Origin of the sequence: Streptomyces ambofaciens ATCC 23877, assembly GCF_001267885.1 — a bacterium.
Taxonomy (GTDB): domain Bacteria; phylum Actinomycetota; class Actinomycetes; order Streptomycetales; family Streptomycetaceae; genus Streptomyces; species Streptomyces ambofaciens.
Window position 1 is genome coordinate 5,138,629 of sequence record NZ_CP012382.1, and the last position, 13,955, is coordinate 5,152,583.

The window sequence follows — 13,955 nt, forward strand, 5'->3', positions numbered from 1 at the left end:
CAGGCCGCGCGCCCTCGCCGGGGTCAGCGGTCGGCGTCCTCGTCGTCCGCCCCGGCCTCCTCGGCGAGCGCCGCGTCGAGGCGGGCCCGGGCGCCGTCCAGCCAGCGGCGGCAGACCTTCGCCAGCTCCTCGCCCCGCTCCCACAGGGCCAGGGACTCCTCCAGCGTCGTACCGCCGGCCTCCAGCCGCCGTACGACCTCGATCAGCTCGTCCCGCGCCTGCTCGTACCCGAGCGCCTCGGCCACGGCCGCCGGCTGCTCCACCTCGCTGGTCATCCACCCACCCTATGCGTCGACTCGTACGGAGAAATCGCCCTCGGAGACGCGGGCGCGCAGCGTCTCGCCCGGCTCCACCTCGCCGGGGTCACGGACGGCATGGCCGTCGGCCCGCTGCAGCACCGCATAGCCGCGCTTCAGGGTCGCGGCGGGGGAGAGGGCCACCACGCGGGCGTGCGTGTGCGTCAGCTCCGAGCGGGCCCGGTCGAGCTGGTGGCCGAGGGAGCGGCGGCCCCGCTCCAGCAGGGCCGTCACCTGGTCGGCCCGCTCGTCGATCATCCGGTGCGGGTCCTGTATCGACGGCCGGGCCAGGGCGTGGGCCAGGCCCCGCTCCTCACGGTCGACGTACGCCGCCACGCAGCGCCGGGCGCGGTCCCGGAGCTGGCGCACCCGCTCGTACTCCTCGCCGACGTCCGGCACGACCTTCTTCGCGGCGTCGGTCGGCGTGGAGGCGCGCAGGTCGGCGACGTGGTCCAGCAGCGGATTGTCCGGCTCGTGGCCGATCGCCGAGACGACCGGCGTACGGCAGGCGGCGACCGCCCGCACCAGCTGCTCGTCGGAGAACGGCAGCAGATCCTCCACGCTGCCGCCGCCCCGCGCGACGACGATCACATCGACGTCGTCCATCGCGTCCAGCTCCTTCACCGCCTGCGTCACCTGCGGCACGGCGTGCACGCCCTGCACGGGGACGTTGCGCACCTCGAAGCGGACGGCCGGCCAGCGGTGCCGGGCGTTCTCCAGGACGTCCCGCTCGGCCGCCGAGGCCCGACCGCAGACCAGGCCGATGAGCTGGGGCAGGAACGGCAGCGACTTCTTCCGCTCCGGCGCGAAGAGCCCCTCCCGCGCGAGGGCCTTCTTCAGCTGCTCCAGACGCGCCAGCAGCTCCCCGACGCCCACCGGCTTGATCTCGGCGGCCCGCAGCGACAGCTGCCCACGCGGCGCGTACCACTCCGGCTTCGCCTGTACGACGACCCGCGCGCCCTCACCGACCACGTCCGCCACGGCGTCGAACACCTGCCGGTAGCAGGTGACGCTCACGGAGACGTCGTACGACGGGTCGCGCAGCGTCAGGAACACGACCCCGGCGCCGGGCCGCCGCGACAACTGCGTGATCTGCCCCTCGACCCACACCGCGCCGAGCCGGTCGATCCAGCCCCCGATCAGCCGCGACACCTCGCCGACGGGCAGGGGGCTTTCGGGAGTCGAGTGAACAGCCATGCGCCCGAGCGTAGCGGCCGGGTCCGACAATCCGGCCCGGCGGCGGCGGCAGGGTTGCCGCCCGTCGGTGTGCGGGACGGTCGCCTTGCGGTTGCGGTTGCGGTTGCGGTTGCGGTTGCGGTTGCGGTTGCCGTTGGGGTTGCGGTCGCAGCCGCCGTCGCCCGGTGGACGGCCCCGGTGGCCGGCCGGGCGCGCGGTTACCCCCGCCCGCTCACGTCCCCGCCGGGTGCCTGCGCCGGGCCTGGGCCGCCAGCACCACCAGGCCCACCGCCAGCCAGACCGCCCCGACCACCTGCGCGGTGTGCGAGGCCTCCACGATCACCGCCACGGTGATCGCCGCGCCGAGCACCGGCACCAGCACATGGCGCCACCAGCTCACCGGCCCTCCGCGGCGCCGGACCGCGAACCAGCCCACCACGCTCGCGTGCAGCAGCGTGAACGCGGTCAGCGCGCCGACGTCGACCACCGAGACCAGGTGGTCGAGGCCGTCGTCCCGCCGGGCCGCCCACACCGCCGCCACCATCGTGATCACGGCGGAGACCAGCAGCGCCACGCGCGGCACGCCGGAATCCGTGCGGGACAACACCTTCGGCAGCCGCCGGTCGCGGCCCATCGCGAAGATCAGCCGCCCGGCCGCCGCCTGCCCGGCCAGCGCCGCGAAGGCCGCGCCGATCGCCTTGCTCACCGCCACCAGGTCGTGCAGCCACGTGCCGACCGAGGAGTCCACGGCGTCGTAGAAGGCCGACCCCTGCCGTTCCGGCTCCGCCGCCAGCTGCGCCGACGACACCGGTTCCAGCAGCGCCACCAGGTACGTCTGGCCCACGAACAGCACGCCCGCCAGCGCCAGGCAGAACAGCAGCGCCCGTGCGACCTTCGCCGACCCGCCGGTGACCTCCTCCGCGAAGGTCGCGATCGCGTCGAAGCCCAGGTACGACAGCACCGCCACCGACACCGCGCCGACCACCGCCGACAGCGCGAACGCCCCCTGCGTGCCGTCCCCGGACAGCGGCGACAGCCAGCCCCGCTCGGCACCGTCACGAGCCAGGACCACGATCGCCGCCGCCACGAACACCAGCAGGACCACGATCTCCATGGCGAGCACCAGGAAGCCCACCCGGGCCGCCGCGCGCACCCCCCACAGGTTCAGCGCCGTCGTGACGACCACCGCGATCGCCGTCCACACCCAGCGAGACACCTCCGGGACCAGCGCCTCCATCGCGATGCCGGAGAACAGGTACGCCACCGCCGGGATGAGGACGTAGTCCAGCATCGCCATCCAGCCCGCGACGAAACCGGCCCCGTTCCCGAGCCCCGCGCGCGCGTACGCGAACACCGACCCCGCCTGGGGGACGACCCGCACCATCTGGGCGTAGCTGAACGCGGTGAACGCCATCGCGACCGTGGCGACCACGTAGACGAGCGCCACCGCGCCGTGCGACTTGGCGTCCAGCGTTCCGAAGACCCCGACCGGCGCCATGGGCGCGATGAACAGCAGTCCGTAGACGACCAGGTCCCTGAAGCCCAGACTGCGCTTCAGCTGGTGCTCCTGGTGCTCCTGGTGTTCGCCACCGGCCCCGTGGGCCGCCGTACCGGTCTCCGACATCGTGCCTCCGCCAGCGCCTCGGAACCCTGCTTCGGAACGTCCCCCTCCACATTCCCGTCAGTCTCCCCGGCAACGCCGCACCCACGCGATCTCTGACCCGCCGAACGCGGCCTTACGATGGGTGCCATGACTGCTTCGCCTGGCCGCCGTGTCCTGCTCGCCGCCCCCCGTGGCTACTGCGCGGGTGTGGACCGCGCCGTGATCGCCGTCGAGAAAGCCCTGGAGCAGTACGGCGCTCCCGTCTACGTCCGGCACGAGATCGTCCACAACAAGTACGTCGTCCAGACCCTGGAGAAGAAGGGCGCCGTCTTCGTCGAGCGGACGGAGGAGGTCCCCCCGGGGAACATCGTCATGTTCTCCGCGCACGGCGTGGCCCCCGTCGTCCACGAGGAGGCCGAGCGCGGCCGTCTCGCCACCATCGACGCCACCTGTCCGCTCGTCACCAAGGTGCACAAGGAAGCCGTCCGCTTCGCGAACGACGACTACGACATCCTCCTGATCGGCCACGAGGGCCACGAGGAGGTCATCGGCACCTCCGGCGAGGCACCCGACCACATCCAGCTGGTCGACGGACCCGAGGACGTCGCCAAGGTCGAGGTCCGGGACCCGTCCAAGGTCGTCTGGCTCTCCCAGACCACCCTCTCCGTGGACGAGACCATGGAGACCGTCGACGCGCTCAAGGACAAGTTCCCGCAGCTCATCTCCCCGCCGAGCGACGACATCTGCTACGCCACGCAGAACCGCCAGCTCGCCGTGAAGCAGATGGGCGCCGAGGCCGACCTGGTGATCGTCGTCGGCTCCCGCAACTCGTCCAACTCCAAGCGGCTCGTCGAGGTCGCCAAGCAGGCGGGCGCGCGCGACGCGTACCTCGTGGACTTCGCCGACGAGATCGACGCGGCCTGGCTGGAGGGCGTCACCACGGTGGGCGTCACCTCCGGAGCGTCCGTTCCGGAGGTGCTGGTCGAGCAGGTCCTGGAGTGGCTGTCGCAGCGCGGTTTCGAGGACGTGGAGATCGTCAAGGCGGCCGAGGAGTCGATCATCTTCTCGCTGCCGAAGGAGCTCCGCCGCGACCTGCGCGAGGAGGCGGCGTCCCTGGTGGCGGAGCGAGGCGGCTCCGGTACGGCCGGGGCGTGACCGTCAGTCGTCCGTCGTAACGTGGAGCCATGCAGATCTTCGGCGTGGACATCGGCGGATCCGGGATCAAGGGCGCCCCTGTGGACCTCGACAGGGGCGACCTGGCCCAGGAGCGCCACAAGGTACTGACCCCGCACCCGGCGACCCCCGACGGCGTGGCCGACGGGGTCAAGCAGGTCGTCGAGCACTTCGGCTGGACCGGCCCGGTCGGGCTGACCTTCCCGGGGGTGGTCACGGGCGGCGCCACGGTCCGCACCGCGGCCAACGTGGACAGGAACTGGATCGACACGGACGCACGGGCCCTGTTCAGCGAGCGGCTGGGCGGGCTGGACGTGACCGTCGTCAACGACGCCGACGCGGCGGGCGTCGCCGAGATGCGCTTCGGCGCCGGCCGGGACCGCAAGGGCACGGTCATCCTCCTCACCTTCGGCACCGGCATCGGCAGCGCCGTCTTCACCGACGGCGTCCTCGTGCCCAACAGCGAGCTGGGTCACCTGGAGCTGGACGGCCACGACGCGGAGAAGCGCGCCTCCAGCAAGGCCAAGGAGGACCACGACATGTCGTGGGAGCACTGGGCCCACCGCGTGCAGAAGTACCTCGCCCACGTCGAGATGCTGTTCTCACCCGAGCTGTTCGTCATCGGCGGCGGCGTCAGCCGCAAGGCGCACAAGTTCCTGCCCCACATCGAGGGCATCAAGGCGGAGATCGTCCCCGCCCAGCTCCAGAACAACGCGGGCATCGTGGGGGCGGCGATGCACGCGGCCGACCGCGCGAGCGGGACCAGCCTCGGCTGACCGGCTGACCGGCTGACCGGCTGACCGGCTGACCGGCTGACCGGCTGACCGGCTGACCGGCTGGCCATGCAGGTGTGCCGGCCAGGTCGTGCCGGCCATGCAGTTCGTGCCGGTGGTGCAGGTCGTGCCGGCGGTGCTGCCCGTGCAGGCCGTGCCCGCCGTGCCGGCCGTGGCCGACCCGTCCGTCACACCGGCTGACGCTTCCGCGCGGCGGCCCGCCGACGCAGCAGCCGGATCCGGCGGACGATCACGGTCGCCCCCGCGACCAGCGTCCCGCCGTACAGCCAGCCCGCCTCCGTGGCCAGGGCGGTCACGAGCCCCATCAGCCGCCCGCCGAGCCCCTGGCCGCCCTCGGCGACGGTCACCAGGCCCACGGCGAAGGCGATCGGTACGACCACGGGGGCGGTCAGCAGGTCGCCCCGGCGCACCCACACCGCGGTGAGCAGGCACACCGGCAGGAACAGCACGCCGTACACCGTGAGGGACGCGCCGAACAGCAACCGGTCGAGGAAGCCGAGCACGAGCATCACCGCCGCGCAGAACAGGCCGCTGCCCAGCCCGGTCAGCCGGGGATCGGGCATCTGGCGCAGGGCACGCAGCGCCCGCGCCACCGGCGGACCGGACCGCGGCGCGGGGGCCGGCCGCACCGGCGCCGGCCGGGCCGTGGCCGGTCTGCGCGAGGCGCCGCCCGCATCCGGCCCGCCGCCGGGCCGGACGGCGGCCCGCCCGGCCGCGGCGCCGCCCGCTCCCCGCCCCTGCGGGGGCAGCGGCGCCCGACCCCGTCGCGGTCCGTACTGCGCAGGTCGCGTCCTGTGTTGCTCCACTGGACCAACTTAGGTCTGTTTATGTGCCGAATAGGCCGACAGACACGCCGTCGGGCAGAGCTGGCCGAGCGTTCGACGCCACGCGGGGGCGGCAGCGGCCACCCCGTAGACTGGTGGATCGGCCCTGCCTGGCCCACCCCACTCCTCCGCATCCTCACGTACGGGAAGTCGCAACGTGTCGCTCACGATCGGAATCGTCGGTCTGCCGAATGTCGGCAAGTCGACCCTGTTCAACGCCCTGACCAAGAACGACGTGCTCGCGGCCAACTACCCGTTCGCCACGATCGAGCCCAACGTCGGCGTCGTGGGCGTCCCCGACCCCCGCCTGACGAAGCTGGCCGAGATCTTCTCCTCGGAGAAGGTCCTCCCGGCCACCGTCGACTTCGTCGACATCGCGGGCATCGTGCGCGGCGCGAGCGAGGGCGAGGGCCTGGGCAACAAGTTCCTCGCCAACATCCGCGAGTCCGACGCGATCTGCCAGGTCATCCGCGCCTTCAAGGACGAGAACGTCGTCCACGTCGACGGCAAGGTCTCGCCCAAGGACGACATCGAGACGATCAACACCGAGCTGATCCTCGCGGACCTCCAGACGATCGAGAAGGTCCTCCCGCGCCTCCAGAAGGAGTCGCGCATCAAGAAGGACGTCGCGCCGAAGGTGAAGGCCGTCGAGGAGGCCAAGGAGCTCCTGGAGAAGGGCGACACTCTCTTCGCCCACGGCATCCTCCAGGGCAGCGACCGCGCGGAGCTCCTCCACGACCTCCACCTCCTCACCACCAAGCCCTTCCTCTACGTCTTCAACGTCGACGAGGACGAGCTGACCGACGAGGACTTCAAGAACGAGCAGCGCGCCCTGGTCGCCCCCGCCGAGGCGATCTTCCTCAACGCCAAGCTGGAGGCGGACCTCGCGGAGCTGGACGAGGACGAGGCGCTGGAGCTCCTCCAGTCCGTCGGCCAGGAGGAGCCCGGCCTCGCCACCCTCGCGCACGTCGGCTTCCGCACCCTCGGCCTGCAGACCTACCTGACGGCCGGCCCCAAGGAATCCCGCGCCTGGACCATCAAGAAGGGCGCCACCGCCCCCGAGGCCGCCGGTGTCATCCACACCGACTTCCAGAAGGGCTTCATCAAGGCCGAGGTCATCTCCTACGACGACCTCGTCACCACCGGCTCGGTCACCGAGGCCCGCGCCAAGGGCAAGGCCCGCATGGAGGGCAAGGACTACGTGATGCAGGACGGGGACGTGGTGGAGTTCCGGTTCAACGTGTAGCGGCTGACAGACCACCGCGTCGCTGGTCTGGCAAACATGCAGGTCAGAGAGGGTCCGACTCTTCGGAGTCGGGCCCTTGGTTTTTCCCGTGCTGAGATGGGATCGGGAGGCCCGTGCTGGGATGTGTGCGAGCGGGGCGTTGACCGAGCTGTGAAGGTAGTGCGGACGTGGCGCTTTTCCTACTCGTTTGACACAATCGGGGGCATGGCTGAGGCGACGTACAGCATCGGGGAGGGGCCAGCGACGCGGGTGAGCCTGTCGCTGCCGGAGGGGACCGCGGAGGCGATCCGGGCGCGGGTGGGCAAGCGGGAGTTCTCCGCGTTCATCGCCGAGGCGGTCGAGCGTGAGCTGCGCGGGCAGGTCCTGGACGAGTACCTGGCGGACTACGAGAGCCGCAAGGGGCCGGTCTCCGAGCAGGCTCGTCAGCGGGCGCGGCAGGTCTTCGACGGGGTGTTCGCCGAGGAGGCCGAGTGGCCCGCCGCAGGCTGAGTCACGAGGGGACGCTCGTCCTCGACAGCGAGGGACTCTCGCAGCTGCTCGCCGACGACGAGCAGGTGGTGGCTCTGATCGCTGAGGCGCGCTCGCGGGGCATGGAGGTCGTGATCAGTGCACTCGCCATCATCGAAGCCGTCCACGCCCGTACGAACAAGTCCCGCCTGAACTGGGTGCTTTCCGGGCTGCGGGTCGTTCCCGTCGGCGACGAGGAGGCAAGGGCTGCCTCGAAGCTGCTGATGAATGCCGGATTGCACGGACACAAGTACGCGATCGATGCGGCCATCGCCGAGGCCGCGCTGCGACAGCACCGCCCCGTGGTCATGCTGACTTCCGATATTGACGACATGGCCAAGCTGTGCGGTGGGCGGGTCCGGCTCGTGGCGGTGTGATTTCCCTTGGTCCGGCTCAGTAGGACCGGGGTCCGTAGGGGCTCCAGTGACCGAGGAAGGGCTTGAGGTCGTCGCCGCTGGGTTTCGGCGGCGTGGGTTTCCTGCATGGCGGCTTCCCAGCGCTTTTGCTGTACCTCTCTGGCTTGCTGGTTGTTCTTCCAGAGGCCGGTCGGGGAGATCTGCCCATTCGCTTGCACGGTGCGGGCTGCCGCACGCCCGCGCCTACGCGGCCGTCGACGAGCACCCCTTGGCCGCGCGCCCTGCTCGCCGCCGAAGACGCCCTCCTCCCGGAGGACGGTCCCCAGCCCAGCTACTCCCGTGTGAGCGGCCCGGCCGCCGGCACCGTGGCCAGCCACACCGCCCGCACCCTGACCGACCTCGCCGACCACATCGGCACCGAACAGCAGCACCGAGACGCCCTCACCCGCTGGGACCCCGGAAAGTACAAGCGCCGCAGTCGGGCGACTGCGGCTACGGCTGGGTCCAGCCGTGGGCGAAGCCGCACTGGAGGTCGGTCCAGCGGTGTCGTTCGGCGGGAATGTATTCGGGGGAGTCCTGGAGGTGCGCAAGGGCCTGGACCCACCCGTCCCAGAGGCCGTTGGGCTGGGTGAAGCGGTCGGCGTGGTGGGTGCCGAGGTGGGCGTCGAGGCGGAGGAGGGCACCGAGGGCTGCGGGCTGGTCGTAGCGGAGGTCGGTGCGGGGGAGGTAGCGGTCGAGGTAGGCGGTGAGGATCTCGGCGTCCGCGTGGGTGCCGAAGCGGGCCAGGGCGAAGCAGTAGGCGCCGCCGGAGAAGCAGAACTCGCTGGCGAGGAGCAGGTCGCCGATGCGTTTGCGGAACGTGGCGCGTCGGCCTACGCCGATCAACCAGCCGGCGGTGAGGCGTGAGCGCCACTCGTAGCCGAGGAGGGCCTCCAGCTCGGCGTCGGTGATCGTGGCCGCGTCGTCGATGAGGTGACGGGTGAAGCGTTCGGTGTGTGGCCACCCAGGCCGCAGGATGCGACCGCTCTTCAGGTCGAAGTAGCGCGCGCGGCCTGAGTCCTTCCTCGTCACGTAGCGCTCGATCACGTAGCCGTAGCCGATCTCCTCGGGGTGCTGGAACGGCATCGGTCACCTCTCCGGGTACAGGTCGGCACGGTCGATCCAGGTGGGGGCGACGAAGATGTTCCTGTCGGTGGGGGCTTCGGACGCTTCCAGTAGGGACCAGGTGCGGGACTCCTCGACCAGGTGCTCCCAGGGCGCGGTCCAGTCGAGTTCCCAGTCCAGGCCAGTGTCGGAGATGCCGTACATGCGGTCGGCGTCCACCCGCCAGAACTGGGAGTAGAGGATCACCTGGGCGTGGTCGGCCAAGTCGTTGATGATCTCCGCGAAGTGGGCCGAGGGCCAGCCCGGGGCGTCGTCCGCAGCGGTGGTTCGCAGGTGCGCGGTGAGCGGCGGGACAACGGGGGCGCGTGCGCCGAGTTCGGTCAGGGCCCAGCGGATGCCTTCCGGCTCGCTCCAGTCCGGTGGCGTCGCCCGTTCCAGGCAGGCGCGAAAGGCGCGGCGCACAGGCTCGACCGCGCCGTCGATCTCCAGGCTCGCCAGGGCCATCGCCGCCCATTCCCGGACGGTGGAGTCGTCGCTGCGCAGGAAGGCCACCAGAGCGGGGCCGCAGCGTGGGTCCGCCACCTCTTCGAAGACCTCGATGGCGGTCAGCTGCCCGAAGCCGCCGAGGGAGGGCAGTCCGTCGATGATGGCGGGGATGGCGTCGGAGCCGATGCCGATCAGTTCTGCGCGGGCGTCGTACGACGGGCCGGTCGAGTCGTCGAGCTGCTGGATGAGTCTCTCGATGCGGGTCGTCATGGGCGGTCCCGGCGCCAGAAAGCGGGCAGCCACCAGCAGAGCACCGAGCTGTCGTCGGGCCACGGGACGCGGTCCTCGGCCTCCCAGTCCTCGAAGGAGTCGCGTGTCAGATCGATGGGGCGCCAGGCGGGGTCGAGCGGCTCGTCCTCGGCAGGCGGGCGGACGAACCGCCGACCGTGCTCGTCGCAGGCGCCGAAGTCCTGGTAGTTCCGCTGGGCCTCGATCAGGGAGACCTTATTCGCCCCGCCTGCCATGGTTGGCCAGCGGAACTGGACCCCGTCATCCTCCCAGAAGCAGACGGGGCAGATCTCGTACGAGCCGGGCATCGCGTCCAGCACGCGGTGTCCGCAGCACGGGCAGGGGTAGGAGTCGCTCACCTGCGCAGTCTCCTTGGAGGTCCCGCCGGTGTGCCATGCATTTCTCTGCCTGGGGTGCCCGGCCAGTCCGCAGCCAGTCCGCAGGACACCAGTGAATGGCCGTTGGGAGCCAACGCGTGCCAACCAGGAAGGCCCAGGTCAGAGCTATAGATGGGGCTCCGCCGCAGGTCAGAACCAGTCCGCACACATCGGGCTTCAACGTGTAGCGGGTCACTTGGCACCGCTTCGCTGATCCGGCAAACGTGCAGTTCGGCGAGGGCCCGACTCTTCAGAGCCGGGCCTCCTGGCGGAGGCCCGCGCCCTGGTCGGCTCGGCCCTGCGGACCGGCGCGTCCGCCGACGCGCTGCGCCTGCGACCAGCGTCGCCGCCGGGTGCCGCCGCGCGGGCCGCAGCAGGGCGGCGAAGAACCGCCCGGTCTCGGCCCGTTCGGCGCGCGGCGCCTTCCCCTTCCGCGCCCGCCGCGCGGCCCGGCGCTCGGTGCGCCGGCCGAGCTTCACCAGCAGCGCCGGCAGCACGGTCAGCGAGCCCGCCACCGCCACGGCGACGACCAGGACGGTGCCCGTGGCGAGCGAGGAGAAGATCACGTCGGTGGCGAGATAGAGGGTGGCCGTGGACGCGATCACCGCGAGTCCGGAGATCACGATCGACCGCCCGGCCGTCGCCGCCGCCAGCTCCACGAGCGCCTCCGACGTGAGCCGCCCGCCCGCGCGTGCCCGCTCCTCCCGCTCCCGCTTGAGGTAGAAGAGCGTGTAGTCGACGCCGACCGCCAGGCCGATCAGGAGGATCAGGTTCGTGCCCACGCCCGCGTCCGGGATCAGGTGCGAGGCCAGCATGTTGAGACCCATCGCCGCGGCGATCGAGGTCAGCGCCAGCAGCAGCGGCACCCCGGCCATCACCGCCGAGCCGAAGACGACCAGCAGCGTGATCAGCGTGACCGGCAGCGAGATCCGCTCCGAGAGGGCGAGGTCCTCGTCGCGCTGGTCGTTGACGCCCTTGCTGATCGCGGGGGAGTCGGTCTCCTCGATCTTCAGACCAGGGTGGGCCCTCGCCACCTTCTCGGTCTCCGCCAGCAGCGGGACGACGTTCTTCTTGCCCTCCAGCTCGGGGCCCTTGAGGGTCACCGACACGCGGACGGTGTCGCCGTCGCGCGAGCGCACCGGATCGGCGACGCTCGCGACCTCCGGCAGTTTCGCCATCCGCGCGGCGACGTCCCGGGCCGCGGCCTCCGCGCCGTCGCCACCGCGGATCGTGACGTGCTCGACCGGCTTGCGCTGAAGCCCGGCCTCGGTCGCCAGCTGCTCGGCCCGGCCGGCCTCGCCGACCCAGAAGTCCTCGGTGGTCGCTTGGTGGCTTCCGGCCGTCATCCCTGCGCTGAGGCACAGCACTACGAAGACGAGCCAGCCGATGATCGCCCGCCAGGGGTGGAGGGCGCTCCAGCGCGCCATCCTTACGGAGATGTTGGTCATGACATCGATGCTGGCCGCGAGGCCCGGGGTGGCATCAGGACCGGCAGGTCGAACCTCGTGTCCACCGACCGGTGGACACGGGCCGGGGGTTTCCCCCACGCATGGCCCGCCGCGGCCACCGCCGGCGTGGCCTCACGGCCACCACAAGCGGCAGAGTCCCCGGGGTGCGGGGGGAGCGGAAGGGCCGCCGGTTTGCCGACACGAGGACACCTCGCCGCCTCGGAGCCCCCGGCCGGACCGCGGCCAGTCCGTCCGCCCCGGCCCGCGGCCTCCCGCTCGTCCGCGCCTCCCGCTCGTCCGCGCCTCCCGCTCGTCCGCGCCTCCCGCTCGTCCGCGGCCTCCCGCTCGTCCGCGCCTCCCGCTCGTCCGCGGCCTCCCGCTCGTCCGGGGCGTGCGTCCCGTCCGGCGTCCGCTACTTCGTGGCCCCCTGCGCGAACCCGTTGTAGATGTAGCGCTGGAGGAACAGGAAGATCACCAGGGTCGGCACGATCACGAGGATGGCTCCGGCGGAGATGTTCTCCCAGTGCGCCCCGAAGGGCCCCTTGAAGCGGAACAGGGCCGTCGACATCGTTCCGAGTTCCTCGGAGGGCATGTAGAGGAACGGGATGTAGAAGTCGTTGTACGTGGTGATGCCCTTGATGATGACCACGGTCGCGACCGCCGGCTTGAGCAGCGGAAAGATGATCTTCCGGTAGATCGTGAAGGAGTTGGCGCCGTCGAGCCGTGCCGCCTCGTCGAGGGATTTGGGGATGCCGCGGATGAACTGCAGGAAGATGTAGATCGACACGATGTCGGTGCCCATGTACAGCAGGATCGGCGCCCAGCGGGTGTCGAACAGGCCGAAGCTGTTGACGACCTGGAAGGTGGCGACCTGCGTGGTCACGCCGGGGACCAGGGTGGCGATCAGGAACAGGGCCATGACGAGGCCCTTGAAGCGGAAGTCGAAGCGGTCGATGGCGTACGCCGTCATGGAGCCGATGAGTACGGTGCCGGTGATGGAGAACAGCAGGATGAAGGCGGTGTTGCCGAAGGCCGTCAGCAGGTGGCCGTCGGTGAACGCCGTGGCGTAGTTGGAGAAGTTCAGCCAGTCGTCCGGCAGGGCCAGGGCGCCCTGTCCGTCGGAGATCTCGTCGTAGGACTTCAGCGAGGTCAGGAACACCACGAGGAGGGGGACGAGGACGACGAGGGAGGCGATGACCAGCGACAGATAGGTGAGCGCGGTGCCGACGCGGGGGCGTCGGCGGGAGGGGTCCCGGTCGGGGACGGCGACGGTCATACGAGGTCCACCCTCTCGTCGGGCACGATGCGGCGCTGGATCCAGGTGATCAGCAGGATGAGAGCCAGCAGCACCACCGCACAGGCGGAGGCCAGACCGGTCTTGTTGAACTGGAAGGCGAACTTCACCGTCTGGATGACGAACGTCGAGGTCTCGGTCGCGCCGCCGGTCATGATGTACGGGATCTCGAAGACGGACAGCGAGCCGGAGATCGCCAGGATGACGCTCAGGCTCAGCACGGGCCGGATGCCCGGCGCGATGATGTGCCGGAACTGCTGCCACCGACTGGCGCCGTCGAGCTGGGCGGCCTCGTAGAGCTCCCCGGGGATGGACTGGATCGCGCCGAGGAACAGGACGAAGTTGAGGCCGGTGAAGCGCCACACGGACACGCCGGCCAGTGAGGTGTTGGCGGACTCCGGGCTGCCGAGCCAGGCGTGGTCGCCGTCCGCGCCGAACCAGGACAGCACGGAGTCGAGGGTGCCGCCGTCCTGGAAGAAGTAGAGGAAGACGAAGCCGATCGCGACCCCGTTGATCAGGTACGGGAAGAACAGGATGCCCTTGAACAGGTTCCTGAAGCGCAGGTCGAAGCTGAGGACGGTGGCGAAGTACAGGGCGACGGTGATCTGCACGACGGACGCCGTGAGGTAGTAGAGGCTGACCGCGAAGACCTTGAAGAGTTCGGGCCGGGTGAACAGCTCGGTGTAGTTGTCGCCGCCGACGAAGTTCCGGTCGGGGCTGACGCCGTCCCAGTCGGTGAAGCTGTAGAAGATCATGTTGCCCACCGGCACGTAGGTGAACGTGACCAGCAGGGCGAGCGGGGCCAGGAGGAACAGCCACGGGGTGACACGGCGCAACGGCCGGTCGTGCCACGAGGCGCCGCCCGGTGCACGGTGGCGGGACCGCCGCCCGGCGGTCCCGTGCTTCTCGGCGGCCGTGCCGGCCGCGCCGGCCGCCACGGGCGGGGACGCGGTGGAGGGGGTACGGGTCATAGCGGGGCCAGG

General features: G+C 71.0%; 14 protein-coding genes and 2 pseudogenes. 6 read left to right on the top strand and 10 right to left on the bottom strand.

What is annotated here, in order from left to right; genetic code table 11:
* Positions 1 to 23 precede the first annotated feature (23 nt).
* From SAM23877_RS23030 to SAM23877_RS23040, 3 genes are all read right to left on the bottom strand, one after another.
* On the bottom strand, positions 24 to 275 hold the full coding sequence (locus tag SAM23877_RS23030; RefSeq protein WP_053136496.1) for an exodeoxyribonuclease VII small subunit: 252 nt from the start codon (positions 273 to 275) through the stop codon (positions 24 to 26).
* Positions 276 to 284: 9 nt separating this feature from the next.
* On the bottom strand, positions 285 to 1,493 hold the full coding sequence (gene xseA, locus SAM23877_RS23035; protein WP_053136499.1) for an exodeoxyribonuclease VII large subunit: 1,209 nt from the start codon (positions 1,491 to 1,493) through the stop codon (positions 285 to 287).
* A 211-nt stretch (positions 1,494 to 1,704) separates the two neighbouring features.
* A complete protein-coding gene (locus SAM23877_RS23040; protein ID WP_053136502.1) occupies positions 1,705 to 3,096 on the bottom strand; it encodes an APC family permease in 1,392 nt (463 codons plus the stop codon).
* Positions 3,097 to 3,213: 117 nt separating this feature from the next.
* Here SAM23877_RS23040 and SAM23877_RS23045 point away from each other — a divergent pair, with 117 nt between their 5' ends.
* Together SAM23877_RS23045 and ppgK are read left to right on the top strand one after the other, a co-directional pair.
* Complete coding sequence (locus tag SAM23877_RS23045; protein WP_053136505.1) at positions 3,214 to 4,230, top strand: 4-hydroxy-3-methylbut-2-enyl diphosphate reductase; 1,017 nt, start codon at positions 3,214 to 3,216, stop codon at positions 4,228 to 4,230.
* A 29-nt stretch (positions 4,231 to 4,259) separates the two neighbouring features.
* A complete protein-coding gene (ppgK, locus tag SAM23877_RS23050; protein WP_053136507.1) occupies positions 4,260 to 5,024 on the top strand; it encodes a polyphosphate--glucose phosphotransferase in 765 nt (254 codons plus the stop codon).
* Positions 5,025 to 5,209: 185 nt separating this feature from the next.
* Here the strand turns inward: ppgK and SAM23877_RS37745 are convergent, their stop codons facing one another.
* Positions 5,210 to 5,848, bottom strand: coding sequence for a DUF6542 domain-containing protein (locus tag SAM23877_RS37745; protein ID WP_079030377.1), 639 nt, complete (start codon positions 5,846 to 5,848; stop codon positions 5,210 to 5,212).
* Between the two features lie 175 nt (positions 5,849 to 6,023).
* Between SAM23877_RS37745 and ychF the strand changes: the two genes are divergently transcribed.
* The 4 genes and pseudogenes from ychF to SAM23877_RS37750 all read left to right on the top strand — a co-directional run.
* Positions 6,024 to 7,112, top strand: a complete 1,089-nt coding sequence (ychF, locus tag SAM23877_RS23060; protein WP_053136510.1) for a redox-regulated ATPase YchF — start codon at positions 6,024 to 6,026, stop codon at positions 7,110 to 7,112.
* A 204-nt stretch (positions 7,113 to 7,316) separates the two neighbouring features.
* Entirely contained in the window at positions 7,317 to 7,601 is a 285-nt protein-coding gene (locus tag SAM23877_RS23065; protein ID WP_053142781.1) for a hypothetical protein, read from the top strand.
* Positions 7,583 to 7,996, top strand: a complete 414-nt coding sequence (locus SAM23877_RS23070) for a PIN domain-containing protein (RefSeq protein WP_053136513.1) — start codon at positions 7,583 to 7,585, stop codon at positions 7,994 to 7,996. The genes SAM23877_RS23065 and SAM23877_RS23070 overlap by 19 nt, the downstream gene beginning before the upstream one ends.
* Positions 7,997 to 8,201: 205 nt before the next feature.
* A pseudogene (locus SAM23877_RS37750) lies at positions 8,202 to 8,484 on the top strand (tetratricopeptide repeat protein); the annotation flags it as partial.
* Here the strand turns inward: SAM23877_RS37750 and SAM23877_RS23075 are convergent.
* From SAM23877_RS23075 to SAM23877_RS23100, 6 genes and pseudogenes are all read right to left on the bottom strand, one after another.
* On the bottom strand, positions 8,468 to 9,100 hold the full coding sequence (locus SAM23877_RS23075; RefSeq protein ID WP_174532246.1) for a DUF6000 family protein: 633 nt from the start codon (positions 9,098 to 9,100) through the stop codon (positions 8,468 to 8,470). The pseudogene SAM23877_RS37750 and the gene SAM23877_RS23075 sit on opposite strands and share 17 nt — an antisense overlap.
* 3 nt (positions 9,101 to 9,103) lie before the next feature.
* Positions 9,104 to 9,835, bottom strand: coding sequence for a HEAT repeat domain-containing protein (locus SAM23877_RS23080; RefSeq protein ID WP_053136516.1), 732 nt, complete (start codon positions 9,833 to 9,835; stop codon positions 9,104 to 9,106).
* A complete protein-coding gene (locus tag SAM23877_RS23085; protein ID WP_053136519.1) occupies positions 9,832 to 10,212 on the bottom strand; it encodes a CPCC family cysteine-rich protein in 381 nt (126 codons plus the stop codon). Before SAM23877_RS23085 ends, SAM23877_RS23080 begins: the two co-directional genes overlap by 4 nt.
* Positions 10,213 to 10,565: 353 nt before the next feature.
* Positions 10,566 to 11,678 (bottom strand): annotated as a pseudogene (locus SAM23877_RS23090) (MMPL family transporter); the annotation flags it as partial.
* Between the two features lie 412 nt (positions 11,679 to 12,090).
* On the bottom strand, positions 12,091 to 12,954 hold the full coding sequence (locus SAM23877_RS23095; RefSeq protein WP_053136522.1) for a carbohydrate ABC transporter permease: 864 nt from the start codon (positions 12,952 to 12,954) through the stop codon (positions 12,091 to 12,093).
* The gene (locus tag SAM23877_RS23100; RefSeq protein ID WP_053136525.1) at positions 12,951 to 13,943 is read right to left on the bottom strand and encodes a carbohydrate ABC transporter permease; all 993 of its coding nucleotides are present in this window, start codon (positions 13,941 to 13,943) and stop codon (positions 12,951 to 12,953) included. Before SAM23877_RS23100 ends, SAM23877_RS23095 begins: the two co-directional genes overlap by 4 nt.
* Positions 13,944 to 13,955: the final 12 nt, after the last annotated feature.

Bases quoted from the DNA above. Each gene is read 5' to 3' on its own strand.
- SAM23877_RS23030 (WP_053136496.1), bottom strand. From the start codon at position 275: ATGACCAGCGAGGTGGAGCAGCCGGCGGCCGTGGCCGAGGCGCTCGGG.
- xseA (WP_053136499.1), bottom strand. From the start codon at position 1,493: ATGGCTGTTCACTCGACTCCCGAAAGCCCCCTGCCCGTCGGCGAGGTG.
- SAM23877_RS23040 (WP_053136502.1), bottom strand. From the start codon at position 3,096: ATGTCGGAGACCGGTACGGCGGCCCACGGGGCCGGTGGCGAACACCAG.
- SAM23877_RS23045 (WP_053136505.1), top strand. From the start codon at position 3,214: ATGGGTGCCATGACTGCTTCGCCTGGCCGCCGTGTCCTGCTCGCCGCC.
- ppgK (WP_053136507.1), top strand. From the start codon at position 4,260: ATGCAGATCTTCGGCGTGGACATCGGCGGATCCGGGATCAAGGGCGCC.
- SAM23877_RS23065 (WP_053142781.1), top strand. From the start codon at position 7,317: ATGGCTGAGGCGACGTACAGCATCGGGGAGGGGCCAGCGACGCGGGTG.
- SAM23877_RS23075 (WP_174532246.1), bottom strand. From the start codon at position 9,100: ATGCCGTTCCAGCACCCCGAGGAGATCGGCTACGGCTACGTGATCGAG.
- SAM23877_RS23080 (WP_053136516.1), bottom strand. From the start codon at position 9,835: ATGACGACCCGCATCGAGAGACTCATCCAGCAGCTCGACGACTCGACC.
- SAM23877_RS23095 (WP_053136522.1), bottom strand. From the start codon at position 12,954: ATGACCGTCGCCGTCCCCGACCGGGACCCCTCCCGCCGACGCCCCCGC.
- SAM23877_RS23100 (WP_053136525.1), bottom strand. From the start codon at position 13,943: ATGACCCGTACCCCCTCCACCGCGTCCCCGCCCGTGGCGGCCGGCGCG.